Annotated in this window: 20 protein-coding genes; 10 read left to right on the top strand and 10 right to left on the bottom strand. The window is 70.7% G+C overall.

What is annotated here, in order from left to right; all coding sequences use genetic code 11:
* Positions 1-63 precede the first annotated feature (63 nt).
* Positions 64-1,569: a peptide MFS transporter gene (locus AB0M39_RS28910; RefSeq protein WP_365368887.1), complete on the bottom strand. Its 1,506-nt coding sequence runs from the start codon at positions 1,567-1,569 to the stop codon at positions 64-66.
* A gap of 465 nt (positions 1,570-2,034) precedes the next feature.
* Between AB0M39_RS28910 and AB0M39_RS28905 the strand changes: the two genes are divergently transcribed.
* Both AB0M39_RS28905 and AB0M39_RS28900 read left to right on the top strand, forming a co-directional pair.
* Positions 2,035-2,712, top strand: coding sequence for a response regulator transcription factor (locus tag AB0M39_RS28905; protein WP_365368886.1), 678 nt, complete (start codon positions 2,035-2,037; stop codon positions 2,710-2,712).
* Between the two features lie 587 nt (positions 2,713-3,299).
* On the top strand, positions 3,300-4,568 hold the full coding sequence (locus tag AB0M39_RS28900) for an ATP-binding protein (protein ID WP_365368885.1): 1,269 nt from the start codon (positions 3,300-3,302) through the stop codon (positions 4,566-4,568).
* A 72-nt stretch (positions 4,569-4,640) separates the two neighbouring features.
* Here AB0M39_RS28900 and AB0M39_RS28895 read toward each other — a convergent pair whose 3' ends face one another.
* Positions 4,641-5,156 (bottom strand): GtrA family protein, encoded by a 516-nt coding sequence (locus AB0M39_RS28895; protein WP_365368884.1) that lies wholly within the window; start codon positions 5,154-5,156, stop codon positions 4,641-4,643.
* A 195-nt stretch (positions 5,157-5,351) separates the two neighbouring features.
* Here AB0M39_RS28895 and AB0M39_RS28890 point away from each other — a divergent pair, with 195 nt between their 5' ends.
* The 3 genes from AB0M39_RS28890 to AB0M39_RS28880 are packed head-to-tail and all read left to right on the top strand — an operon-like array spanning position 5,352 to position 8,251.
* Positions 5,352-6,497 (top strand): 5-(carboxyamino)imidazole ribonucleotide synthase, encoded by a 1,146-nt coding sequence (locus tag AB0M39_RS28890; RefSeq protein WP_365368883.1) that lies wholly within the window; start codon positions 5,352-5,354, stop codon positions 6,495-6,497.
* Complete coding sequence (gene purE, locus AB0M39_RS28885) at positions 6,494-7,027, top strand: 5-(carboxyamino)imidazole ribonucleotide mutase (RefSeq protein WP_365368882.1); 534 nt, start codon at positions 6,494-6,496, stop codon at positions 7,025-7,027. The genes AB0M39_RS28890 and purE overlap by 4 nt, the downstream gene beginning before the upstream one ends.
* A gap of 6 nt (positions 7,028-7,033) precedes the next feature.
* On the top strand, positions 7,034-8,251 hold the full coding sequence (locus AB0M39_RS28880; RefSeq protein WP_365368881.1) for a dipeptidase: 1,218 nt from the start codon (positions 7,034-7,036) through the stop codon (positions 8,249-8,251).
* A gap of 66 nt (positions 8,252-8,317) precedes the next feature.
* Here the strand turns inward: AB0M39_RS28880 and AB0M39_RS28875 are convergent, their stop codons facing one another.
* The gene (locus AB0M39_RS28875) at positions 8,318-8,683 is read right to left on the bottom strand and encodes a VOC family protein (RefSeq protein ID WP_365368880.1); all 366 of its coding nucleotides are present in this window, start codon (positions 8,681-8,683) and stop codon (positions 8,318-8,320) included.
* Positions 8,684-8,770: 87 nt separating this feature from the next.
* Between AB0M39_RS28875 and AB0M39_RS28870 the strand changes: the two genes are divergently transcribed.
* Complete coding sequence (locus AB0M39_RS28870) at positions 8,771-9,283, top strand: CGNR zinc finger domain-containing protein (protein WP_365368879.1); 513 nt, start codon at positions 8,771-8,773, stop codon at positions 9,281-9,283.
* Positions 9,284-9,552: 269 nt separating this feature from the next.
* On the opposite strand, the gene AB0M39_RS28865 is transcribed toward AB0M39_RS28870, so the two are convergent.
* Positions 9,553-10,101, bottom strand: coding sequence for an acyl-CoA thioesterase (locus tag AB0M39_RS28865; protein ID WP_365368878.1), 549 nt, complete (start codon positions 10,099-10,101; stop codon positions 9,553-9,555).
* A gap of 107 nt (positions 10,102-10,208) precedes the next feature.
* Between AB0M39_RS28865 and AB0M39_RS28860 the strand changes: the two genes are divergently transcribed.
* Complete coding sequence (locus AB0M39_RS28860) at positions 10,209-11,465, top strand: LCP family protein (RefSeq protein WP_365368877.1); 1,257 nt, start codon at positions 10,209-10,211, stop codon at positions 11,463-11,465.
* Positions 11,466-11,620: 155 nt separating this feature from the next.
* Here AB0M39_RS28860 and AB0M39_RS28855 read toward each other — a convergent pair whose 3' ends face one another.
* Entirely contained in the window at positions 11,621-12,778 is a 1,158-nt protein-coding gene (locus tag AB0M39_RS28855) for an acyl-CoA dehydrogenase (protein ID WP_365368876.1), read from the bottom strand.
* A gap of 199 nt (positions 12,779-12,977) precedes the next feature.
* On the opposite strand from AB0M39_RS28855, the gene AB0M39_RS28850 reads away from it, so the two are divergent.
* Positions 12,978-14,321, top strand: a complete 1,344-nt coding sequence (locus AB0M39_RS28850) for a UDP-glucose/GDP-mannose dehydrogenase family protein (protein WP_365368875.1) — start codon at positions 12,978-12,980, stop codon at positions 14,319-14,321.
* Between the two features lie 200 nt (positions 14,322-14,521).
* Here the strand turns inward: AB0M39_RS28850 and AB0M39_RS28845 are convergent, their stop codons facing one another.
* The gene (locus AB0M39_RS28845) at positions 14,522-15,895 is read right to left on the bottom strand and encodes an LCP family protein (RefSeq protein ID WP_365368888.1); all 1,374 of its coding nucleotides are present in this window, start codon (positions 15,893-15,895) and stop codon (positions 14,522-14,524) included.
* Positions 15,896-16,296: 401 nt separating this feature from the next.
* Here AB0M39_RS28845 and AB0M39_RS28840 point away from each other — a divergent pair, with 401 nt between their 5' ends.
* Positions 16,297-17,340, top strand: a complete 1,044-nt coding sequence (locus AB0M39_RS28840) for a glycosyltransferase family 2 protein (RefSeq protein WP_365368874.1) — start codon at positions 16,297-16,299, stop codon at positions 17,338-17,340.
* 120 nt (positions 17,341-17,460) lie between these two features.
* On the opposite strand, the gene AB0M39_RS28835 is transcribed toward AB0M39_RS28840, so the two are convergent.
* From AB0M39_RS28835 to AB0M39_RS28820, 4 genes are all read right to left on the bottom strand, one after another.
* Positions 17,461-19,233, bottom strand: a complete 1,773-nt coding sequence (locus AB0M39_RS28835; RefSeq protein WP_365368873.1) for an LCP family protein — start codon at positions 19,231-19,233, stop codon at positions 17,461-17,463.
* A 50-nt stretch (positions 19,234-19,283) separates the two neighbouring features.
* Positions 19,284-21,059 carry an LCP family protein gene (locus AB0M39_RS28830; protein WP_365368872.1) on the bottom strand — a complete coding sequence of 592 codons (1,776 nt, stop codon included), beginning with the start codon at positions 21,057-21,059 and terminating at the stop codon, positions 19,284-19,286.
* A gap of 221 nt (positions 21,060-21,280) precedes the next feature.
* Positions 21,281-22,765 carry an LCP family protein gene (locus tag AB0M39_RS28825; protein ID WP_365368870.1) on the bottom strand — a complete coding sequence of 495 codons (1,485 nt, stop codon included), beginning with the start codon at positions 22,763-22,765 and terminating at the stop codon, positions 21,281-21,283.
* Between the two features lie 170 nt (positions 22,766-22,935).
* Positions 22,936-23,688, bottom strand: coding sequence for a TIGR03089 family protein (locus AB0M39_RS28820; RefSeq protein WP_365368869.1), 753 nt, complete (start codon positions 23,686-23,688; stop codon positions 22,936-22,938).
* Positions 23,689-23,827: 139 nt separating this feature from the next.
* Between AB0M39_RS28820 and AB0M39_RS28815 the strand changes: the two genes are divergently transcribed.
* The gene (locus AB0M39_RS28815) at positions 23,828-25,156 is read left to right on the top strand and encodes a peptidoglycan recognition protein (RefSeq protein ID WP_365368868.1); all 1,329 of its coding nucleotides are present in this window, start codon (positions 23,828-23,830) and stop codon (positions 25,154-25,156) included.
* Positions 25,157-25,208 lie beyond the last annotated feature (52 nt).

Genomic DNA, 25,208 nt, shown 5'->3' with positions numbered 1-25,208 from the left:
CGGCACGAAGAGATCTCTTCGTGCCGGCCCTCCGCCGTTCGCGCGCCGGACGGCGCGCGGGAGTTACTTCACGCCGCCCATGAGCGCGCGGATCTGCTTGCCCGCGGTCATGAAGGCGAAGCCGGCCGCGACGGCGACGACCGCCCACATCGTGTAGTACACGGCGTCGCCCAGCGGGGCGTTGAGCTTGGTGGTCCACCCGTTCAGGGCGTTGCCGGTCGCGCTGGCGAGGAACCACAGGCCCATGATCTGGCCGACGAACAGCTTGGGGGCCAGCTTCGTCGACAGGGACAGGCCCACCGGCGACAGGCACATCTCGCCGATGGTCTGGACGAGGTAGACGCTCAGCAGCCAGAAGACGGTGACCTTGCCGGTCTCGCTGTTCGCGGCCGCGGCGCCGGCGAGGCCCATGATGGCGAAGGAGCCGCCGATGAGGAGCATCGCCAGGGCGAACTTCATCGGGGTGCTGGGCTCGCGGTTGCGCTTGGCCAGCCAGACCCACAGCGTGGCGAAGATCGGCGCCAGGACGATGACCATCATCGGGTTGACCGACTGGTACCAGGAGGCCGGGAACTCCCAGCCGCCGATCATGCGGTCGGTCTTCTCGTCGGCGAAGAGCGTCAGCAGCGAGCCGGACTGGTCGTAGATCATCCAGAAGAGCACGGCGGTCACGAAGAACCACACGTACGCCTTGATCTTCGGCCGGTCCTCGGCGCTGAGCGCCGGGTTGCGGAAGATCGCGACGAAGTAGACGATCGGCACGACCACGCCGAGGACGGCGAGCAGGTTGACGATGTGCTCTATGTCGTAGGTGCCCGCGGCGATGTCGATCGCCAGCGCGGCGACGGCGATGCCGGCCCACAGCAGGACCTTGCGCAGGACCGAGCGCTTCTCCTCGGCCGAGGCGGGCTTGGCCGGCTCCTTGCCGACGTCGCCGAGGTGGCGGCCGCCGAGGACGTACTGGACGACGGCCATCGTCATGCCGACGCCGGCGGCGGCGAAGCCGAGGTGCCAGTTGACGTTCTCGCCGAGGAAGCCGACGATCAGCGGCGCGAACATGGCGCCGATGTTGATCGCCATGTAGAAGAGCGTGAAGCCGGCGTCGCGGCGGGCGCTGGGCTGGCCGTCGTAGAGGCCGCCGACCATCACGGAGACGTTCGGCTTCAGCAGACCCGTGCCGACGGCGATCAGCGCGAGGCCGACGAAGAAGGCGGCGTTGCTCGGGATCGCCAGCGTGTAGTGGCCGAGCGCGATGATGACGCCGCCGACGAGAACTGCCTTGCGGGCGCCCCAGAGGCGGTCCGCGACCCAGCCGCCGGGCATGGCGGCCATGTAGACGACGGCGTTGTAGACGCCGTAGATCGAGGCGGCGAGAACCTTGCGGTCCTCGAGCGGTCCGTCGAGGACGGCGGCCACCAGGTACAGCGTGAGGATGGCGCGCATCCCGTACCAGGAGAAGCGCTCCCACATCTCCGTCATGAAGAGGGTGGCCATACCGCGGGGGTGGCCGAGGAAGGTCTTCTCCGAACCAGCAGTGCTGGCCGAGTCCTTCGTCAGGCTGGACGCCATGGTCGATCCTTGCTCGCTCGGGACGCGGCGCCTTGTGAGCGGTACGCGCCCGGTGGGGGTAGCCGACACCGGCGTGCTCTGCCCCACGACCCCACCCTGAGGGGCTCCTCCGTATGAGCCGGAGGCGAGGACAGGACCGCACCGGGATCCACGCCCCGCCCGCGGCGTCGCGTGCGGGGCCCGGCCTATAGGTCGTTCACGATCACCAAGACTGGCGAGCCAGTCTTGCGCAGAAAAGAGACCCTTGGCTCGTCAAAACGGGCCAAAGGTCGCGTGTAGCACTACAGGCGCCTCGACACCATACGCCACGACAGTGCGGCATATGGAAGGACTTGTGAAATGGATCATAGGTGTTCAGGGAACCGTCTGCCCTGAATCGAAGGTCGTAGACAGGATCTCATCGCCAAGTCGCAGGGCTTGTCGATCACGCTCCAGGGTGTACCCCGCGCGGACTACCATCACCCCATGACCCGTGTACTGCTCGCCGAGGACGACGCATCCATCTCGGAGCCGCTGGCTCGCGCACTGCGCCGGGAGGGCTACGACGTCGAGGTGCGCGAGGACGGCCCGAGCGCGTTGGACGCAGGGCTCGCCGGTGGAGTCGACCTGGTCGTACTGGACCTGGGGCTCCCGGGGATGGACGGCCTGGAGGTCGCCCGACGCCTCCGCTCCGAGGGCCACACGATCCCGATCCTGGTGCTGACGGCCCGTGCGGACGAGGTGGACACGGTGGTCGGCCTGGACGCCGGCGCCGACGACTACGTCACCAAGCCGTTCCGCCTGGCCGAACTGCTGGCGCGGGTACGGGCGCTGCTCCGCCGCGGCTCCGCGGAGCCCGTCCCGGCGCCCTCGACGCACGGCGTGCGCATCGACGTCGAGTCGCACCGCGCGTGGATGGGCGAGGAGGAGCTCCAGCTGACGGCGAAGGAGTTCGACCTGCTGCGGGTGCTGGTCCGGGACGCGGGACGGGTGGTGACGCGGGACCAGCTGATGCGCGAGGTGTGGGACACGACCTGGTGGTCGTCGACCAAGACGCTGGACATGCACATCTCGTGGCTGCGCAAGAAGCTCGGCGACGACGCGGCGAACCCGAGGTACATCGCGACGGTACGAGGCGTCGGTTTCCGCTTCGAGAAGAGCTGAGGCCGGGGGCGGGCAGCTGGCTCGCGCCTGCGCTAGAGGCTCTTGGGCGCGGCGGAGGGTTCCCCGGGTCTGCACGGGCAGCGGGGTCCGGGCCTGTGCGGGTCCACGGTGTGCGGGTACGCGCGGCAGGGTTCCCTGGGTGCGCACCGCGCGGCTCGTACGGCACGGGCCTGCGCCCGCGCAGGTCCACAGCGTGCCGGCCCAAATCAGCCCCATGGGGGTCCCCCCGGACGAAGTCTGGGGGAGTTTGAGGCGCGGGGTCCGGGGCAGAGCCCCGCGGGCCACCCGCACAGGTACTCGCGGCGGTCTGCGCCCGTGCCGGCCAGCGCCCGCGCACGTCCAGCACTGTGCGGCTCCGCACGGCAGCCCGCGCCCGCGCGAGTCCGTTCACCGCGGGCCCGTAGCCGCGAGAGCCCACGCCGCCCCACTCGCGGCAGCTACGACCACAGCCCCCGCCCACCCAGGTCCAGCCCGCCCGCCCAGGTCCACCCCCTGCGCGTCCACACAGTGACGCTCTGCCGAATCGCGCGGCCTACCCTCGAAGGCGGGCAGACCCCCACACCCCGAGCTGCCGGAGGGCCGCACCCTTGCGTCGACGATTGATCAACTCCACCCTCGCCGTCGTGCTCGTCGTCATCGCCGTCTTCGGGGTCTCCCTCGTCCTCGTCGAGACCCGCACGATCAGCAGCAGCGCGCAGGAGAGCGTGGACTCCGAGGCCCTGCGCCTCGTCAGCATCGTCGACAGCCGGCTCATCGGCGGCGAGCCCGTCAACCCCGACATCCTCGCCGAGCAGAGCGGCGCCAAGCGGTACGCCCTCATCGAGATCCCCGGCCGCCCCTCGATCGAGATCGGCGAGCGGCCCACCGGCAGCGTCATCCGAGGCGTCGCCGAGGGCGAGCGCGACGAGACCGTCACCGTCGAGGAGTCGCGCTCCTCCGTCACCCGCGAGGTCGGCCGCACCCTCCTGATCATCGGCGCGGTCGCCCTGCTCGCCGTCATCGCCGCCGTACTCCTCGCCGTACGCCAGGCCAATCGGCTCGCCTCCCCCCTCACCGACCTCGCGGAGACCGCCGAACGCCTCGGCTCCGGCGATCCGCGCCCCCGCCACAAGCGGTACTCCGTCCCCGAGCTCGACCGCGTCGCCGACGTCCTCGACGCGTCCGCCGAGCGGATCGCGCGGATGCTCACCGCCGAGCGCCGGCTCGCCGCGGACGCCTCGCACCAGCTCCGCACGCCCCTCACCGCGCTCTCCATGCGGCTGGAGGAGATCACCGTCGCCGAGGACCTCGACACGGTGAAGGAGGAGGCGAGCATCGCGCTCACCCAGGTGGAGCGGCTCACCGACGTCGTCGAGCGGCTGCTGACGAATTCCCGCGACCCCCGCATCGGCTCGGCCGTCGCCTTCGACCTGGACGAGGTGGTCAAGCAGCAGCTGGAGGAGTGGAAGCCGGTCTACCGGAGCATGGGCCGGGCGATCGTCTGCTCGGGCCGCCAGGGCATGCGGGCGGTCGGCACCCCGGGGGCCGTCGCCCAGGTGCTCGCCGCGCTGATCGAGAACTCCCTGATGCACGGCGGCGGCACCGTCGCCGTACGCACGCGCGTCACCGGCAACCAGGCCGTGATCGAGGTCACCGACGAGGGGCCGGGCGTCCCCGCCGACCTGGGCGCGCGGATCTTCGAGCGGACCATCAGCGGGCGCAACTCCACCGGCATCGGACTGGCCGTCGCCCGCGACCTGGCGGAGGCGGACGGCGGACGGCTGGAGCTGCTCCAGCAGCACCCGCCGGTCTTCGCGCTCTTCCTCAGCCGGGTGCAGCGCCGCCCCAAGGACGACCCGGAGCCCACGGTCCGCTGAGCAGCAGCACGAGCAGCAGCCCGTACACAGCAGCAGCCACTGAAGCCGTACGCCCCGGTCAGCCGAAGGCGGTCAGCCGACCTTGTCGGGCTGAGGCCGCGGCTGCTGCGCGCCCTGCCCCAGGAACGATTCCGCCGTCTGCACCGCCTCGCGCGCCGGCAGCGCGCGGAACACCCAGGTGCGGTACGACCAGAAGCGGAACAGCGTCGCGATGCCGATGCCGAGGAACTTGAAGATGTTGCTCTGCAGCGGGGTGTCCCAGCCGAACCCGTACGTCGCCGCGTACAGCACCCCGCTCTGGATCACCAGCCCGACCACGCTGAACACGAAGAACAGCGACATCTCCTTGGTCCGGCGGCTCTTGTCGCGGTCCCGGTAGGTGAAGTAGCGGAACCCCAGATAGTTGAAGCCGATCGCGACCACCGTCGCCACGATGCTGGCGCGCACGACGGGGATGTCCGTGAAATGGCGTACGAGATTGAAGACGCCGAGGTCGACCAAGAGACCCACGCCGCCGACCGCCCCGAACTTCGCGAACTCGCGCGCGAGCTGCTCCAGCCGCACGCGCAGTGCGCTTCGTTCACTCATGGTGATCGCTCAGCCCCGTCCGGGTCGGTGTCCGTCAACGCAGTCATGCTAACCAGCGGCTTCCGCTCACGCCTCCGGGCCGCCGGAAACGTGTAGCGAGGCTGTGACGGGTCAGTCCCCGCAAGGGTTCCGGGACGGGCCGCGGCCGGCCCCGGGACCGGGCGCGGCAGGGGCCCGGAGTGCGGCGGATACCCTGTGAGGGTGACGTTCCCGGTAGTCGGCATGGTCGGCGGCGGTCAGCTCGCCCGTATGACCCACGAGGCGGGCATCCCCCTCGGCCTTAGATTCAAGCTCCTCTCTGACACTCCACAGGACTCCGCGGCCCAGGTCGTCGGCGATGTCGTCATCGGCGACTACCGCGACCTGGACACGCTGCGTGAGTTCGCGCGCGGCTGCGACGTGATCACCTTCGATCACGAGCACGTCCCGATCGAGCACCTGCGGGCCCTGGAGGCGGACGGCATCCCCGTCCGTCCCGGCCCCGACGCTCTGGTGCACGCCCAGGACAAGGGCGTGATGCGCGCCCGGCTCGACGAGCTCGGCGTGCCCTGCCCGCGCCACCGCATCGTGGCCGACCCCGCCGACGTGTCGGCGTTCGCGGCGGAGGGAGACGGCTTCCCCGTCATCCTCAAGACCGTGCGCGGCGGCTACGACGGCAAGGGCGTCTGGTTCGTCCGTTCTCAGGAGGACGCCGAGGCGCCCTTCAAGGCGGGCGTCCCCGTCCTCGCCGAGGAGAAGGTCGACTTCGTCCGCGAGCTCGCGGCGAACATCGTGCGCTCCCCGCACGGCCAGGCCGTCGCCTACCCGGTCGTCGAGTCCCAGCAGGTCGACGGCGTCTGCGACACGGTGATCGCGCCCGCGCCGAACCTCTCCGAGGAGCTCGCCGGCCAGGCCCAGGAGCTCGCCCTGCGGATCGCGAAGGAGCTCGACGTCGTCGGGCATCTGGCGGTCGAGCTGTTCGAGACGGCCGACGGCCGGATCCTCGTCAACGAGCTGGCCATGCGTCCGCACAACTCCGGCCACTGGACCCAGGACGGCGCGATCACCTCGCAGTTCGCCAACCATGTGCGGGCCGTCCTGGACCTCCCGCTGGGCGATCCGCGTCCGCGCGCCCCGTGGACGGTCATGGCGAACGTCCTCGGCGGCGACTACCCCGACATGTACGCGGCCTATCTGCACTGCATGGCCCGCGACCCGCAGCTCAAGATCCATATGTACGGCAAGGACGTGAAGCCCGGCCGCAAGGTGGGGCACGTCAACACCTACGGCGACGACCTGGACGACGTGCTGGAGCGCGCTCGTCACGCAGCCGGCTACCTCAGAGGAACGATCGTCGAATGAGCAGCACCACCGGCCCCGCCGTCGGCATCGTCATGGGATCCGACTCCGACTGGCCCGTCATGGAGGCGGCCGCGCAGGCGCTCGACGAGTTCGAGATCGGCTACGAGGTCGACGTCGTCTCCGCGCACCGCATGCCGCGCGAGATGATCGCGTACGGGGAGCAGGCCGACGCCCGCGGCCTCAAGGCGATCATCGCGGGCGCCGGGGGAGCGGCCCATCTGCCGGGCATGCTCGCCTCCGTGACCCCCCTCCCGGTGATCGGCGTACCCGTCCCGCTGAAGTACCTCGACGGCATGGACTCCCTGCTGTCCATCGTGCAGATGCCGGCGGGCGTGCCCGTGGCGACGGTCTCGGTCGCCGGCGCGCGCAACGCGGGCCTGCTGGCGGCCCGCATCCTGGCGACGCAGGACGGCGAACTCCTCGCCCGCATGCGCGAGTTCCAGCAGGAGCTGAACGACCAGGCGACCGAGAAGGGCAAGCGACTCCGTTCCAAGGTCGCAGGTGCGGAGTCCTTCGGTTTCGGGAAGTAACAGCGGATGGACTCCCCCACGGACCACCTCAGCCGAGCTCGCGAACTCCTCGCCGAGCACCCCGTAGTCGACGGCCACAACGATCTGCCCTGGGCGCTGCGCGAGCAGGTCCGCTACGACCTGGACCGCCTGGACCTCGCGGGCGACCAGAGCGGGCGGCTGCATACCGACATCCCCCGGCTGCGGGCCGGCGGGGTCGGGGCGCAGTTCTGGTCCGTGTACGTCCGCAGCGGCCTGGCCGGCGACGAGGCGGTCAGCGCGACGCTGGAGCAGATCGACGGCGTCGCGCAGCTGCTGGAGCGCTATCCGACGGAGCTGGTCCGGGCCCTGACCGCCGACGACATGGAGAAGGCGCGCGCCGAGGGCCGGATCGCCTCCCTCATGGGCGCGGAGGGCGGGCACTCCATCAACAGCTCGCTGGCCACGCTGCGGGCGCTGCACGCCCTGGGCGTCCGCTATATGACGCTCACCCACAACGACAACGTCCCGTGGGCGGACTCGGCGACCGACGAGCCGGGCGTCGGCGGGCTCTCGCCCTTCGGCCACGAGGTCGTACGGGAGATGAACCGCGTCGGCATGCTCGTCGACCTCTCGCATGTGGCGGCGACGACGATGCGCGACGCGCTCTCGACGTCTCGCGCGCCGGTGATCTTCTCCCACTCCTCCGCGCGGGCGGTCTGCGACCATCCGCGCAACGTCCCCGACGACGTGCTGGCGCTGCTGCCGGGCAACGGGGGAGTGGCGATGGCCACGTTCGTGCCGAAGTTCATCCTGCCCGAGGCGGTGTCCTGGACGGCCGAGGCGGACGAGAACATGCGCGCGCACGGGCTGCACGCGCTGGACATCACGCCCGAGGCGATGCGGATCCACGCGGAGTTCGAGGCGAGGCGTCCGCGTCCGGTGGCGACCGTGGCGACGGTCGCGGGCCACCTCGACCATATGCGCGAGGTCGCCGGGATCGACCACATCGGCATCGGCGGCGACTTCGACGGCACGGCGTTCACCCCGGCGGGCCTGGACGACGTGGCGGGCTACCCGAACCTGGTGGCGGAGCTGCTGCGGCGCGGCTGGTCGGACTCCGACCTGGCGAAGCTGACCTGGCAGAACGCGGTGCGGGCGCTGCGGGACGCGGAGGACGTGGCGCGGGACCTTCAGTCCACGCGAGGCCCGTCGAACGCGACGCGGGAGCAACTCGACGCGACGAGGGAGCAGCTGGACGCGTGAGCCCGCGGGGCTCGGACGCGTGAGCGCGGGGGGGTACGGACCGAGGGTCCGTACCCCCCGTCCGTCTCAGCAGGCGCAGAGGCAGAAGGGGTGCCCGGCCGGGTCGGCGTACACGCGCCAGCTCCGCGCCCGGTCGTCGGCGTCCAGCACCCGCGCGCCCAGGGCCAGCACATCCTTCTCGGCGGCGTCGAGGTCCTCGACGGTCAGGTCCAGATGGAACTGCTGCGAGGCGTCCGGCGCGGGCCACTTCGGCGGTACGTACCCGGGCGCGCCCTGGAAGGAGAGCGCGACGCCGCCCTGCGCGCCCTTCAGGTCGACCCAGCCCTCGCCGTCGTCCTCGATCTCGCCGCCGAGCACGGAGGCGTAGAAACGACCGAGGGCGACGGGGTCGGGACAGTCCAGCACGACAGTGCCCAGCGTGGCGACAGGCATGGCTCCTCCTCGACGGTGGTTACCTCTATGCGGCCTCCACCGGTAACGGTTACTGCATGGTCCCGCATTGGCGGTAACCTCGCAACCATGAATGACAGAGCCGCGGCGCCGGGCGGCCTCGCGCTGGTCGAGGCCCTGGTGAACACGTTGAACGTCGAGACGGGCGCGGACGCGCTGGACACGACGGACGGCCGGGCGGGCTTCGGCCTCGCCGAGGCGGAGGTCCCCGCGGCCCGCGAGCTGCGCGAGGCGCTGCGCGCGGCATGCCTGGCCCACGCGGGCCACACCCTCCCCGGCCACTCGCCGACGGCGCTCGACGATCTCCTGTCGGAGGCGCCCCTGCTGGTCACGGTCCGGCCGGACGGCTCGGCGGCGCTGCGCCCGGCGGCGCCCCACACGCTGGCCTCGCGCGTGGCGGCGGCTCTGGCCGCGGCGGCTGCGGACGGCACCTGGTCGCGCCTCAAGGCGTGCGAGGCGGAGGACTGCCACTGGGCGTACTACGACCGCAGCCCGGCGGGCCGGAGCCGGTGGTGCTCGATGGCGGTATGCGGGGCGCGGGCGAAGATGCGGACATACCGGGCACGCCGCAGCGCGCCGTGACTTCTGGGCGCGGCACGCCTTGAGTCCTGGGACGCAGGGCACCCTGACTTCCGGGACGCGACGCGCTCTGAGTCCTGGGACTCGACGTGCTCTGAGTCCTTGGCGCGGCGCGCCCTGACGCCTGGGACGCGGCACGATCTGAGAAGTCGGGCGCACCCTGAATCCTGGGACGCGGCGCGCCCTGACGCCCGGAGAGTCTCTGACGCTCGGAGGGGCCCGGACTCCTGGAGGGGGGCGTCGCCCACCCCCCCCGCCCCTCCTCCGAGCCTCTAGTCGTCCATCCCCTCGGCCGCGCGCCGCTCCCGCAGCTCCTTGATCGCCCGGCGTCGGGCCAGCCGGTGCGTGCGCCTGATCTGCGCCTCCTGGTAGCGGCGTTGGTCCCGCTCGGTCTCCGGGATCACCGGCGGCACGGGACGCGGCTTGCCGTCCCCGTCCACCGCCGCGAAGACCAGGTACGCGCTGCCCACCTGCGTCGCCGGCGTCGACTCGTTCCAGCGCTCGGCCAAGACGCGCACGCCGACCTCCATCGAGGACCGGCCCGTCCAGTTGACCTGGGCCTTCACATGCACCAAGTCGCCGACGCGGACCGGCTCGAGGAAGACCATCTCGTCCATGGAGGCGGTCACGGCGGGTCCGCCGGAGTGCCTGCCGGCCACCGCGCCCGCCGCGTCGTCCACCAGCTTCATGATCACGCCGCCGTGCACAGTGCCGAGGAGATTAGTGTCACTGTTGGTCATGATGTGGCTGAGGGTGGTGCGGGACGCCGCGGTGGGCTTGCCCGGGATTTCAGCCTCCGGGCGCAGGGCCTGATCTGTCATGCGCTCCACCTTATGCCGGGCCATATTGCATCAGCTTCGCAACAGCCCTGGTGCGATTTCCCACCCGGCCTGTCTCGCCCCCCGCCCATGCCTGCACACTGTTCCGCATGAATGATTGGCCCGAAGGATACGGACGAGGCAGCCAGGGCTCGCAGCCCGAGGGCGCTCGAGTGATGCGCCATGTGCAGCGCCCTGCCGCGCCGCAGCGCCCCGCGGTCCCTCCGCAGCAGTCGCAGGGGTACGAGGGCTACGACGCCCCGTACGACAGCGGCTACAACACGGGCCAGGTCTACGGCGCCCCCCAGGGCGGCGGCCCCGGCCAGGGCGACGGCCAGGGCGGCCGCGGCGGCTTCAGCGGTCCGCCGCCCGCAGGCCGGGCCGCTCCCAACTGGCGGCGCAGGATCAAGATCGGCTCGCTCACGCTGGTCGTCGTGCTGCTCGCGGTCTCCATCGGCACGTACTTCTGGGCCGACTCCAAGCTCAAGCGCGAGGTCGACCTCTCCAAGGTCATCGAGCGCCCCGGCGGGGGCGAGGGCACCAACTACCTGATCGTCGGCTCGGACAGCCGTGAGGGCATGTCCGACGAGGAGAAGAAGAAGCTCCACACGGGCTCGGCCGACGGCAAGCGGACCGACTCGATGATGATCCTGCACGACGGCTCCAACGGCCCGACCCTGATCTCGCTGCCGCGCGACTCGGACGTCGAGATCCCGTCCTTCAAGGGCTCGGAGTCCGGCAAGCTCTTCCCGGCGGAGGGCCGCCGCGTGAAGCTGAACGCCGCGTACGCCGAGGACGGTCCGGAGCTGCTCGTGCGCACCGTCGAGCACAACACCGGCCTGCGCATCGACCACTACGTCGAGATCGGCTTCGCCGGCTTCGCGAACATCGTGGACTCGATCGGCGGGGTGGAGATCGACATCCCGAAGGCGTTCAAGGACAAGAAGTCGGGCGCGGACTTCCAGGCGGGCAAGCAGACGCTGGACGGCGAGCAGTCGCTGGCGTTCGTCCGGACCCGGTACGCCTTCGCGGGCAGCGACCTGGACCGTACGAAGAACCAGCAGAAGTTCCTCGCGGCGCTGGCGAACCAGACGGCGACGCCGGGCACGATCCTCAACCCGTTCAAGCTCTACCCGACGATGGGCGCGGGCCTGGACACGCTGATCGTGGACAAGGACATGTCGCTGTACTCCCTGGGCCAGATGTTCTTCGCCATGAAGGGCGTCACCGGAGGCGAGGGCAAGTCCATGAACATCCCGATCTCCGGCACCCGCGGCGGCAACCTGACCTGGGACAAGGACAAGGTGAAGCAGCTGGTGGAGCAGCTCAAGAACGACGAGAAGGTCACGGTCACCTCGGACCGCTGACCCGCACGGCGAAGGGCCCCCGCTGGACGCTCCGGCGGGGGCCCTTCGCTGTGCGCTGGCGCGGTCGCTGATCGCCGCAACGACGAACGGTCCCCGCGTACATGCGACGCGGGGACCGTTCTCAGAGCGAGCCGATGTCAGCCTGAGGGACCGTCTTACGGCAGGTTGCGCGCCATCACGATCCGCTGGACCTGGTTCGTGCCCTCGTAGATCTGCGTGATCTTGGCGTCGCGCATCATGCGCTCCACCGGGTAGTCACGGGTGTAGCCGTAGCCGCCGAGGAGCTGCACCGCGTCCGTGGTGACCTCCATCGCGACGTCCGAGGCGAAGCACTTGGCCGCCGCGCCCTGGAAGGTCAGGTCCGCGTCGCCGCGCTGCGACTTCGCCGCCGCCGCGTACGTCAGCTGGCGCGCGGCCTCGATCTTCATCGCCATGTCGGCGAGCATGAACTGGATGCCCTGGAAGTCGGCGATCGGCTTGCCGAACTGCTTGCGCTCCTGGACGTAGCCCTTGGCGTAGTCGAGGGCGCCCTGGGCGATGCCCAGCGCCTGCGCCGCGATCGTGATGCGGGTGTGGTCCAGGGTCTTCATCGCGGTGGCGAAGCCCGTGCCCTCCTCGCCGATCATGCGGTCCGCGGGGATGCGGACGTTGTCGAGGTAGACCTCGCGGGTCGGGGAGCCCTTGATGCCGAGCTTCTTCTCCGGAGCGCCGAAGGAGACGCCCTCGTCGCCCTTCTCGACGACGAACGCCGAGATGCCCTTGGAGCGCTTGGTCGGGTCGGTGACCGCCATCACCGTGTAGTACTCGGAGACGCCCGCGTTGGTGATCCAGCGCTTCACGCCGTTGAGGACGTAGTGGTCGCCGTCGCGGACCGCCTTGGTCTTCATGCCCGCGGCGTCCGAGCCCGCGTCCGGCTCGGAGAGACAGTAGGAGAACATCCCGTCGCCCTTGGCGAGCGGGGTCATGTACTGCTTCTTCAGCTCCTCGGAGCCGGACAGGATCACCGGGAGCGAGCCCAGCTTGTTGACCGCCGGGATCAGGGAGGACGAGGCGCAGACCCGCGCCACCTCCTCGATCACGATCACGGTGGCGAGCGCGTCCGCGCCCGCGCCGCCGTACTCCTCGGGCACGTGCACGGCGTGCAGGTCGGCGGAGACGAGAGCGTCCAGCGCCTCCTGCGGGAAGCGGGCCTCCTCGTCCACCTCGGCGGCGAACGGAGCGATCTTGGCCTCGGACAGCGAGCGGATGGCGTCGCGGAGCATGTCGTGCTCTTCGGACGGGCGGTACAGGTCGAAATCAGCCGATCCGGCCAAGGTCTCTCACTCCCCAAGGAACGCTAACTACCGTTAAGTAACTCAATTTTAGGGGCCAGTCTGCACAAAGGCATACGTGAGCTTGCTGACAGCTCCTGTGGCGGCCGTGCAAGGTTCCGGACAGCGGGAAACGTGCCCGCCAGGGGCCCGACTATGCTCGGGCACGCACTCCGAGCCCCGCACCAACCTGGAGCACCGCATGGCCCTCAAGATCACCGTGATCGGCACCGGATACCTCGGCGCCACGCACGCCGCGGCCATGGCGGAACTGGGCTTCGAGGTGCTCGGCCTCGACGTCGTGCCCGAGAAGATCGAGATGCTGGCGGACGGCCGGGTCCCCATGTACGAGCCCGGCCTCGAGGACCTCCTGCGGCGGCACGTCGCCGGCTTCGAGGGCTCGAGCGGGCGGCTGCGCTTCACGACCTCCTGGGAGGAGATCGGGGAATTCGGCGACGTCCATTTCGTGTGCGTGAATACGCCGCAGAAGCACGGCGAGTACGCCTGTGACATGTCGTACGTCGACTCCGCATTCGAATCCCTCGCGCCGCAGCTGAAGCGAGCGGCTCTCGTCGTCGGCAAGTCCACCGTGCCGGTGGGCAGCGCGGCGCGGCTCGCCGCGCGGCTGGCGGAGCTCGCGCCGGCCGGGGCGGACGCGGAGCTGGCGTGGAACCCCGAGTTCCTGCGGGAGGGCTTCGCCGTGCAGGACACGCTGCACCCCGACCGGATCGTGGTGGGCGTGGAGAGCGAGCGCGCCGAGAAGCTGCTGCGCGAGGTCTACGCGACGCCCGTCGCCGAGGGGTCGCCGTTCGTGGTGACCGACTTCCCGACGGCGGAGCTGGTGAAGACCTCCGCCAACTCCTTCCTCGCGACCAAGATCTCCTTCATCAACGCGATGGCCGAGGTCTGCGAGGCGGCCGGCGGCGACGTCGTGAAGCTGGCGGAGGCGATCGGCTACGACGACCGCATCGGCAAGAAGTTCCTGCGCGCCGGAATCGGCTTCGGCGGCGGCTGCCTGCCCAAGGACATCCGCGCGTTCATGGCGCGGGCCGGCGAGCTGGGCGCGGACCAGGCGCTGACCTTCCTGCGCGAGGTCGACTCGATCAACATGCGCCGCCGCGGGCACATGGTCGAGCTGGCCCGCGAGGCACTGGGCGGCGGCGGCTTCCTGGGCAAGCGGGTCGCGGTCCTCGGCGCGACGTTCAAGCCGGACTCCGACGACGTACGCGACTCGCCCGCGCTGAACGTGGCGGGCCAGATCCACCTCCAGGGCGGCCAGGTCACCGTCTACGACCCGAAGGGCATGGCGAACGCCCGCCGCCTCTTCCCGACCCTCGCCTACGCGGACTCCGCGTTGGAGGCGGTCCGCGGGGCGGACGTGGTGCTCCACCTGACGGAGTGGCGCGAATTCCGCGACCTGGACCCGGCGGCACTGGGCGAGGCGGTCACGGACCGCGTCATCCTGGATGGCCGCAACGCGCTGGACGCGACGAAGTGGCGCGAGGCGGGCTGGGTCTACCGAGCGATGGGCCGCCCGCGGGCGTAGCGAACGCAGATTCCAGCCTCGGGGGCGGGAAATTCAGCCTCGCCGACGGCCTGCCCGCAGGGCGTGCCGCCTCGGGCCTCACGAGGTCAAGGCCCGGACATCTCAGCCCCGTGGGGGTCCCCCCGGACGGAGTCTGGGGGAGGTTGAGGCGCGGGGTTCGGGCCGCCGCCCCGACAGGCGGGCCGTCGCCCTCCGCCGCCCTACGGACACACCACCTGATCCCCTCTCATCGCCCCGAACTCCCCCACCTGCACCTCCTCCGCCCGCACCCTCGTCACCTTCTTGAAGTCCTTGCCCGCCGTCACCCGCAGCGTCGGCCCGTGGCCCTTCGCCACGCGGAGTTCGCTGCCGGGGAGCGCCGTCGCCAGGCTCCTCGCCGAGCGGTCCCAGCGAGGGTCGTACGTCACGAACGTACGGTCCGCCTCCCGCGCCCCCGCCCCGTTCAGCGGCGTGCGCGTCGTGTCGAAGCCCGTCGCCCGCAGCGCCGCGTCGACCCGCGCGCCCAGCCCGTCCGTACGCGTCCCGTTGTAGACCTGCACCCGGATCCGCTGCGGCGCGACCTCCACCGGCGTCGCCTTCGGGCCGCGGGGCCCAGGACTCAGCGGCGCGAGCGGCTTGTCCTCGCGCAGCATCGAGAAGAGCCGCCGCGACTTCGCGGCGTCCCACTTCACCGTGGAGCCGACGCCCTTCACCTGATGGCTGGGGCTGCTCACCGGCACCGTCGTGAACTCCGACGACGCCGGAGTGAAGCCCCGCATCGCCTCGCCGAGCGCGAGCAGCTGCTCCGTGCGGAAGCCCTCGTCCGCCCGCACCGACCGCAGCATCGTGGCGGCGACGTCCTGGAAGCGCACCGGGTTGAGCAGCACCCCGCCGCTCGTCGCCTGCTGGATCAGCCCCGCCAGGAAGCGCTGCTGGCGCTGCATCCGCCCCAGGTCCGCCGCGCCGTCGATATGGCGCGAGCGGACGTACTGCAGCGCCTGCCCGCCGTTCAGCTTGTGCGTGCCCGCCGCCAGGTCGAGGCCGGTGTAGCCGTCCTTCATCGGCCGGGCCGTGCAGATCTCCACCCCGCCCACCGCGTCCACGGTCGTCATGAAGCTGGTGAAGTCGATCTCCAGGTAGTGGTCGATCTTCACCTTGGTCATGTGCTCGACGGTCCGCACCGTCAGCGCGGGACCGCCCTCCGCGTACGCGGCGTTGATCTTCACCGGGTGCGGGTCATGGCGCTTGCCGGTCGTCGCGTCCGTGTGCGCCGGGATCTCCGCGTAGCTGTCCCTCGGCAGGCTCACCACGCTCGCCCGCGTCCGGTCCGCCGAGATGTGCACGATCATGATCGTGTCGGTGCAGCGGCAGGGGGCGCCGCCCAGCCGGTACTTGCCGCGGGCCTCCCGTGTGACCTTCTCGCGGCCGTCCGTGCCGACGATCAGCAGGTTCATCCCATGCCCGGCCTCGGGCCGGTTCTTCATGTCCTTGAACGGGTCGATCCGCGTGATCCCCGTGTCCAGGCTGGTCACCACCGCGTGCCCGATCCCGCCGACCCCCAGCACCAGCACCGACAGCGTCGTCGCCATCCGCACTCCCCACCGCGTCCGCGGCGCCGGCGGACGCGGGGCGGGCCGTCTCGCCGCCGGCCGTCTGCCCGTGCCCGTACGCGCGTTCACGCTCGCGCTCGTGTTCGGGACCGTGCTCCTGCTGCTGCGCTGCGCGGTCGGGCGTGGACGGCTCGAGCGGGGCGGCGTGGGCACAGGGGGGACACCTCCGCGGGCGACGCGGGCGACGGGGCTGGCGGTACAGAGGAGACGGAAGGGGATGGACGAGACAAGAGGGAGTGAAGGGGGCTAAGGGGTAGGAGAGGGGCTGGAGGCGACGGGGAGAGGAGAGGGGATCTTGAGCACCGTAGGCCCATACGATCAGCGACAGTGCGCAGCCAGCGGCCGCCGCGCGTCCGTGTCCCCCATTCGCGGTAACGTGTCGGGCGATGAACGCCACGCCCGCCGCCGCGCCCGCCGTCTCCGTGATCATGCCGGTCCTCAACGAGGAACGGCATCTGCGCAACTCCGTACGCCACATCCTCCAGCAGGAGTACGACGGCGAGATGGAGGTGGTGATCGCTCTGGGGCCCTCCACCGACCGCACCGACGAGATCGCCGCGGAGCTCGTCCGCGAGACCGCGTCCAACGACCGAGCCCGTGTCCACACGGTGCCGAACCCCACGGGCCGCACCCCGGCCGCGCTGAACGCCGCCATCAAGGCATCGCGTCATCCGATCGTGGTACGGGTCGACGGTCACGGCATGCTGTCGGCGAACTACATCGCCACCGCGGTCCGGCTGCTGGAGGAGACCGGCGCGCAGAACGTCGGCGGCATCATGCACGCCGAGGGCGAGAACGCCTGGGAGGACGCCGTCGCCGCCGCGATGACCTCCAGGATCGGCGTCGGCAACGCCGCCTTCCACACCGGCGGCGCGGCGGGCCGCGCGGAGACCGTGTACCTGGGCGTCTTCCGCCGCGAGGCGCTGGAGCAGCAGGGCGGCTACAACGAGGAGTTCATCCGCGCCCAGGACTGGGAGCTGAACTTCCGCATCCGCGAGGCCGGCGGGCTGATCTGGTTCTCGCCGGAGCTCAAGGTCCAGTACCGGCCGCGGCCCTCCGTGCGGGCGCTCGCCAAGCAGTACAAGGACTACGGCCGCTGGCGCCATGTCGTGGCCCGTTACCACCAGGGCTCGATCAACCTGCGCTACCTCGCCCCGCCGATCGCCGTCTGCCTGATCGCGGCGGGCACCGTGGCAGGCGCGGCGCTCACCCCCTGGGGCTTCGTCGTGCCGGCCGGCTATCTGGCCGCCATCGCCGCCGGGTCCGTCCCCGCGGGCAAGGGCCTGTCGCTCAAGGCCCGGCTCCAGATCCCCGTCGCGCTGGCCACGATGCACATGTCGTGGGGGTACGGATTCCTCACCAGCCCGCGCGCGCTGGCCAGGAAGGTCATCGCGAGCCGCCGCCCCTCGGTGCCGGCGCCCACCGCCTGACCTCGTACGACCCGTACGACCTGCGCCCGCACGACCTGCGCCTGTACGAACGCCGGTCCGCCCGCATCATGACGATGCGGGCGGACCGGCGTTCGCGTACTGGCTGACTCGTCCTCGGGCTCAGAAGCGGTACGGCTTGTAGATGTCCATGCAGGCTCCCTTGTCGTCGCCCATCACCGTGTCCGTGACTTCCTTCGACGGCGCCTTCACCGGCGGGGCCTTCGGGAACGCGTCCCCGGTCCGCCAGTCCGCCCCGACCACCAGGGTGACGCCCGAGACGCCCGTCGACTTCTTCAGGGCGCTCGCCGGCACGCCCAGGGCCTTGGCGACCGCGTACGCGTCGCCCTCCAGGTCGGCGCTCGGGTACAGGATCTGCGTACGCTCCTGAGACTGCTGCGTGGTGTCGGACTTCGCCCCGGTGAAGCCCTTGTCCACGAGCAGGCCCGCGACCGTCGAGGCCCGCTTCGGCGTGGGTGCCTGGCCGCCGGCGCCGGTGCCGTTGCGCACCATGACGCCGATCTCGGCGGGCGCCGCCGCCGGGTCCTTGGGCGCCGTCGGCGCCTTCGGCTTGGAGGTCGGCGCCTTGCCGTCCACCGGTGTGTCCTCGCGGAGCAGCTTCCACAGCTTGTCGGCCTCGCCCGGCATCGGCAGCACCCGGTCCTTGTCCGACGGGTCGTCGATGCGGGGCATGGTGAGCATGGCGATCCGGTCCGTCGGCACGTCCGCGAGCTGCATGCTCAGGTCGTACAGCTTCTTGACCGTGCCGATCTCCTCGGAGACCTGGAGCGCCTTGGTCGACTTCTCGGCGAGGTCCATCAGCCGGCCCGTGTCGGTGAAGGCGTTCTGGCTCTTGAGATTGCGGATGACGGAGTTCATGTACATGTGCTGGGCCTTGGACCGGCCGAAGTCGCTGCCGAAGGCCTTGCGGGTGCGCAGCCACTTCAGCGCGTCCACGCCCTGCACCTCGTGAGTGCCCTCGGTCAGCTTCAGACCCGAGCCGCCCTTGCCCGTGCGCAGATCGCGGTCCCAGACGTTGTCCCGCACGCAGACCTCGGCGCCGCCGACGGCGTCGGCGATGTCCACCACGCCAGCGAAGTCGACCATCATCCAGTGGTCGATGTAGACGTCGGTGAGCAGCTCCCAGGTGGCGAGCGTGCAGCCGGGGCCGCCGCGCTGCAGGGTCTCGTTGATGAGCCCTCGCTTCGCCCGGTACTTCTCCTTGGACTTGGGGTCCTCGCACGCGGGGATGTCCACCCGGGTGTCGCGGGGTATGGAGACCACCGAGGCGTTCTTGCGGTCGGCCGAGACGTGGAGCAGCATCTGCACGTCCGCGAGGGGCGGCGCGCCGACGCTCGCCTTGTGGCCGCCGAGCTCCAGGTTCTCCGCCGTGTTGCGGCTGTCGGAGCCGATCAGCAGCACGTTCAGCGGGGTCTGGCCGGCGGCGTTGGGCTTGCTCTTCTGGGCGCCGGTCTCCGACGAGGTCCGCTTTCCCTTGCGGATATTGCCGTTGAGGTGCTCGTAGTAGAGGTATCCGGCGCCGGCCGTGCCGAGGATCAGCACCGACAGGGATATCGCCGTCCAGCGGAGTATCCGGTGCTTCCCGCGCTTCCCACGGCGCCGTGCGCCGGCGCGGCGGTGACCGCCGCCGCTGCCCTCGGGCGCCGCGTCCGCGTCGGTCTGCTGCTCGGTGTCGTCCTGCTCGCCGCCGCCCTGCCGGCCGGGGCCGTCCTGCGCGCTCGGGCCGTCCTGCTGTGCCTGGCCGTCGGGCGACGTCGTGCGGCCGGCGGAGGCACCCGCCTCCCCCTCGCCGTACAGACCGTCGTCCCACCCCAGTTCACGGGCGTGCGGAACGCCCTCACGCGTCCCCTCCCCCCGCACGCTGTTCTGTGCCACCCGGATTCCCCCTGTCGTTCAGGTTCGCCGTATGACGCGTAGCTCCCGCATCACTTGGCGCATACCTGTTTGTCTGCGTTTACCTTCTGCACACCCTCCGGCGCCTTCGCCGGACCGGTGATGGGCACCCCTGCGCCCTTGAAATCCGCGCCGAGGGTGAGGGTCATCGCCTCGAGCCCCTTGGCGTCCTCCGTGCCCGGCTTCAGAGCCGTGGCCGGCAGGCCCATCATCTCCGCCAGCTTGCGGGCCTGATCGGCCTGGTTCGGCGCGTACTGCAACGTCGTCTTGGGGAGCTTCGCGGGCGCGTTGCCCTCGTTGCTCGACTTCGGGACTCCCTGCTCGTTCTGCAGCCACAGCAGCGTGGTCAGTGCGGCTCCCTGGGTCTCGCTGCCGTTGTAGACGGCGACCCGCACGTCGGAGGCGGCTGCCTTGGGTCCCTTGAGCAGGGCCTGCTGCTGGTTCTTGGCGTCCTGCTCCTTCTGCTTCACCTCGGTGAGCGAGGTGTCGTTCTGGATCATCGAGAACAGCGGCTTGGCCTTGGCCTCGTTGAGGAGCACGGTCGCCTTGTCGGTGTTGTCGACCACCGGCACCGTCGCGAAGGTGATGTTCTTCGGGTTGACCTTGGACAGCTCCATGCCCAGATCGCGCAGCCTGCTGATCTTCCCTATGCCGCTGTCGACGGTGAGGGCCTTGGTGGCCGCCTCCGCCAGGTCCCACATCTTGGAGGGGCTCGAGAGGGTGTCGCTGGACTTCATCTTGCGGATCAGCGAGCTGAGGAACTGCTGCTGGATCTCGATCCGGCTCAGGTCGCCGCCGAAGCCGACCGAGTGCCGGGTCCGTACGAAGGCCAGCGCCTCCTCGCCCTCCAGGTTGTGCTTGCCCGCGGGGAGGTTGAGCTTGGAGTCCTTGTCGTTGATGTCCTTGGCGAGGCAGACCTCGACCCCGCCGACCGCCGAGGTCATCGTCTTGACCGCGTTGAAGTCGGCCATCATGAAGTGGTCGACGGTCACGCCGGTCAGCTTCTTGACCGTGCGCATGGTGCAGCCCGGGTCGCGGCCCTCCTGGCCGAGGCTCTCGTTGAACCGCGTCTTCGGCGTCCCGCCGATGACCTTGGTGCCGTCCTCGGTCTTGGTCTCGCAGTCCGGAATGTCCGTGATGAGGTCGCGCGGGATGGACAGCGCGGTCGCGTTCGTCCGGTCCTTGGAGACATGGAAGAGGAACGTGGTGTCGGCGTGGCCGACGCTGCCGGAGTCGCCGTAGCCCTCGTTGCCCGCACCGCTGCGCTTGTCGGTGCCGATGACGAGGATGTTGACGGCCTGGTCCTTCTTGAAGCCGCCGGTGCCCGCGCCGCCTACGTCGATGCTGTTGATGTTCCCGTCGAAGTGCTGGTAGATCGCGTACGCGGCGACGGAGCCGCCGACGAGGACGAACGCCATCACGCCGCCCGTCCACAGCAGCGCCTTCTTCTTGCGCGACGCGGGCTGCTTGCGCTTGCGGCGGCCCGCCGCGGACGGCATGCGCCCGCCGGGGGCGTCGCCGGAGCCGGATCCGGAGCCGGGCCCGCGGCCGCCCGAGCCCCGGCCGCCGGAACCCCGTGAGGAGCCCGGAGCGGGGTCGCCGCCGGAGCGGCGCGAGCGCTGGCCGGGAACCTCCGTGCCGGGGGCGGTCCTTCGGCGCGTGGCGGATCTGGGCGACGGGGTTCTCCGGGCGGACGACTGCTGAGAGGATTGGTCCAGTCGCAGTTCGTAATTGCCGGTCTGCGGGTTGAGGACCCACTGGTCGGCGGGGTCGATCTCGTCCGCCCGCCCACGGCTTTGCGCATCCACGGTTGCTTGAGTCCTCCGTCGGTGCCACGCGAGGCGCCTCCCCCGAGGGCGCTCAGTCTTTCCGATCCAGCAGTGCACGACTCTCGGCCGCTAGCACCGGATCGCGTCACACTATCCGCCCAGTTCAACGTTGAGCGACGTCCGTGACAAATTCCACGCACCTTACAAGTGGGCAATCCACCCAATCCTCATGGAGTGTCGGGTCGCCCTTGGTCATCGCTTTACTCGCACATGCCCTTGGCGGCATTGGTGCCGGGAAATGTCGGAGTCGGCCCTGGACTGGTCGGTCCGCTGTCGCCCGGCTTGTCGTCGCTGTCGTTCGGCGACTCTTCTGTTTCTTTTTCCTCCTTCTTGGATTGGGGGTCGGTCTTCCCGTCTCCGGGGACGACGGTGATCGGGGCGTCCTCGCGCAGCCGCTTGAAGAGCTCGCCCGCCTCGGGCTCGACCAGTTCGTCCCGGTTCGGGTTGGCTGCGTAGGGCTGCCGGGGAACCGTAAGGAACTGCACCTTTTCGGTGGGTACGTTACGGAGTGAGCGGGTCAAGTCGTACAGCGCCTTCAGCGAGGCGAGGCCCGGGTCCGTGGTGATGGCCTTGGTGGCCGCGTCCAGCACGGGATACAGCCGCGTCGGATTGAGCAGCACGCCGTTGCTCTGCACCTTCTTGACGAGCGCGCCGAGGAATTGCTGCTGGCGGTCCATCCGTTCGGTGTCGCTGCCGTTGCCGAGGGTCTTGCGGGCGCGTACGTAGCCGAGGGCCTGCTCGCCGTTGAGCTTCTGCTTGCCCGCGGGCAGCTTCAGATGGGCGGCGGCGTCGTCGATCGGCTTCTTGAGGCAGACCTCGACCCCGTGCACCGCGTCCACCATGTCCTTGAAGCCGCGGAAGTCCACGACCATGTGGTGGTCGATGCGGATGCCGGTGAACCGCTCGACGGTACGGATCGTGCACGCCGTGCCGCCGAACTGGAACGCCCAGTTGAACTGCGCGAACTGCTCCCGGGTCCGCTTGCCGTCCGTCTTGCGGCAGCTGGGGATCGTCACCATCAGATCGCGCGGGATGGACATGGCGGTCGCGCTCTGCCGGTCGGCGGCGATGTGCAGCAGGATCGTGGTGTCGGAGCGCTGGCTGCCGCCCTCGTCCCGGCCGTACTTGCTGTTGCCCTCGCCGGAGCGGGTGTCGGAGCCGAGGAGCAGGATGTTCTGCGCGTCGGTCGCGACGGGCGTGGGGCGCTCCTTCTCGTACGTCTCCAGCTCGGCGGCGGCGGTCGTGTCGGCGGTGATGTTGGCGTCGAGCTTGCGGTAGAACCACCAGCCGACTCCGGCGGCGGCGAGCACGACGACGGCGGTGCCGAGGGCGGTCCAACGGAGCCAGTGGCGCTTGCGCTTGGGGGAGTCGGCGGCGGCGCCGTCGGCGTCGGGGCCGTCTTCCCTGTCGGCGTCCGGGTCGCTGTCCGTGCCGGCGTCCGTGCCGGCTGTGCTCTTCGGCTCGGCCGCGGCCGCGGCCTCGGCGCCGGACTCTGCCTTGGCTCTGGACTCTGCCTCGGCTGCTGACCCCGCCTTGGCTGCTGACCCCGTCTCGGCTCCGGACTCGGGTGGCGTCTTGTCCGGACCGCCCCCCGCGGCCGCGCCGCCGTCGTCCGGTTCGGCGGCCGGGCCGTCGTCGTCCGGTTCGGCGGGCGTGCCAGCACTGTCCGTCACGTGTGCGTCCATCCTTCATGCCGTCGGCGGCGCGCTGGGTCGCCGATCGCAGGACTAGACGGCTGAACCTCGCGCTTGGTTGTGCGTTGAAGCACGCGTATCGCCGATCATCCACCGGAGTTGAGGCTCAGGCTGGGGGGCTCGGCCCGAGTGTGCGCCACATGAGTGGACCCCGGGGCTTGTCATACCGCGGTGCTGGTGACCCGCTCGCTCTCCACCCGCTTGTCGAGGCTCTCTTGGGGCAGCTTGTCCAGGTTTCGGCACAGTACGACGGACCCGCCGGAGGCGAGAGGCGCGTACAGCCCGGCCGAGAGGCCTTCCCAGGTGTCGTACGGACGGCCCGACAGCAGACGTGACCCGGGCGCGAGGCCCAGCTCCGCCGCGTCGGCGCGGGCGCGGTCGACGAGCTGGGCGCCCGTCAGCTCCGTGCCGCCGACGACGAGCGCGGGGGCGTCCGCGTCGACCGGTGCGTACGGGGCGAAGCGGTCGCCCTGGCTGGGCGCCTCCACGGCGTAGTCCGCGAATCCGGCCGGCGGCTGCGGGAACCGCCCGCCCAGGGGCCGCAGCGCGAGCGCGATCCGCTCCCCGGAACAGGCCAGCGCGGCCTCCAGCGTGTCCGGGCCGCTGACGACCAGGTCCGCGTCGGCCGGGTCGCCGTCCACCGCGACGGTCACTCCGACAGAGGAGCAGGCGATCAGCCAGACCGCGCTCTGCCAGTGCGCGGGCAGCAGCAGCGCGAGACGGTCGCCGGGCTCGGCGGCGAGGTCGCCCTGGAGCAGGTTCGCCGTCTTGGCCACCCAATTGGCGAAGGTGGCGACGGACAATTCCACGCGCTCACCGGTGGCGTCGTCGTAGAAAGTGACCAAGGGGCGTGCCGGGTCCGCGGCGAGCGCGGATCGCAGCAGGTCGGCGGGGGTGCGGTCGCTGGCGTTCACCCGGGCAAGGGTACGCGGCGGGGCGGGCCGGGGGCCGCCGTACCGGTGAAGGCGTCCACCGGTCGGCCGGACGGGCCGCTCCTCTTCCTGGCGAATCCCCGGGAAGCGGAGTCGACGCGACCGCCTCAGGATCGTGGCCATGCGTGGATTCCTAGCTTCTTCGATCGGCGTCGCCTGCTCGGCGGCGCTCGCACTCCCGCTCTCGCTGTCGTCCGGCGCGGCCGCGGCGCCGCCGCAGGCGCGCTCGCACGCGCAGCCGCCGGACGTGCCCGGGGCCACCCAGTCGCTGCCGTTGCAGGACGTCGGGCCGACGGCCTCCACCCGCTCGATGGACCCGGCCGAGGAGAGGGGCCTTGCCGAACGGGACGTCAGACGCTTCTCGCTCGTCGGGGTCGTCTGGGAGGACCCGGACGCCGAGCTGCACGGCACCGTCCAGGTCCGCACCCGCGCCGCGGGCACTGGGACCTGGTCGGGCTGGCAGGACGTGGAGGCCCACAACAGCGACCACGCCGCCGACCCGGGCACCGCGGAGAGCGAGTCCGCGAAGGTGCGGGGCGCGACCGCGCCGCTGTGGGTGGGCGATTCGGACGGCGTGGAGGCACGGGTGCGGGCGGAGGGCGGCGCCGAGTCGGCGCTGCCCAAGGGCCTGCGCCTGGAGCTCGTCGACCCCGGCGAGGGCGAGGCGCCGGAGGCGGGCGCGCAGACGGAGCTCCCGGCGGAGCTGCCGACGGATCTGCCTGCGGACGCGATCGCGGGTGAGGGTGCGGATGCGGATGCGGGCGCCGGGATGACGGCGGACGCGGGGGGAGCGGAGGCCGCGGGTCTGCGCGCCGTACCCGAGCCCCTCGCCGTGAAGCCCTACATCGGACCGCGGCCGCGCATCGTCACGCGCAAGGGCTGGGGCGCGAGCGAGTCGCTGCGCGAGAGCGGCTTCGTCTACACCAGCACCGTGAAAGCCGCGTTCGTGCACCACAGCGTCACCGGCAACGGCTATAGCTGCGCGCAGGCGGACTCCGTCCTGCGCAGTATCTACCGCTACCACGTCGTGAGCATGGGCTGGCGTGACTTCGGCTACAACTTCGCCGTCGACAAGTGCGGAAACATCTACGAAGGCCGGGCTGGAGGCGTGACCAAGGCCGTGCTGGGCGCGCACACACTTGGTTTCAACACGAACAGCATGGGCATCGCCGTGCTCGGCACCTACAGTTCCTCCAACCCGCCCGAGGCCGCTGTGACGGCGGTGGCCAAGCTGACGGCGTGGAAGCTCGGACTGTTCGGAGTCAACCCGCGTGGCAAGTCGGTGCTGACGTCAGGGGGGAGTGGCAAGTACGCCAAGGGGAAGAAGGTCTCCCTCAACGCCATCTCCGGGCACCGGGATGGATTTGCCACGGAATGTCCGGGAGGTCGCCTCTACAGCAAGCTCGGCTCCGCTCGGAAGGCGGCGGCCAAGCTGCAGGGCCGGAGCTGACCGAGAGAGCACTCCGGACCTCACTGCATACACTGCCGGTCTCGAACGAATG

This window comes from Streptomyces sp. NPDC051907 (assembly GCF_040681075.1).
Classification (GTDB): domain Bacteria; phylum Actinomycetota; class Actinomycetes; order Streptomycetales; family Streptomycetaceae; genus Streptomyces.
The sequence above is the reverse complement of the archived record's forward strand: the minus strand, read 5'-3'. Positions and strand labels throughout refer to the sequence as shown.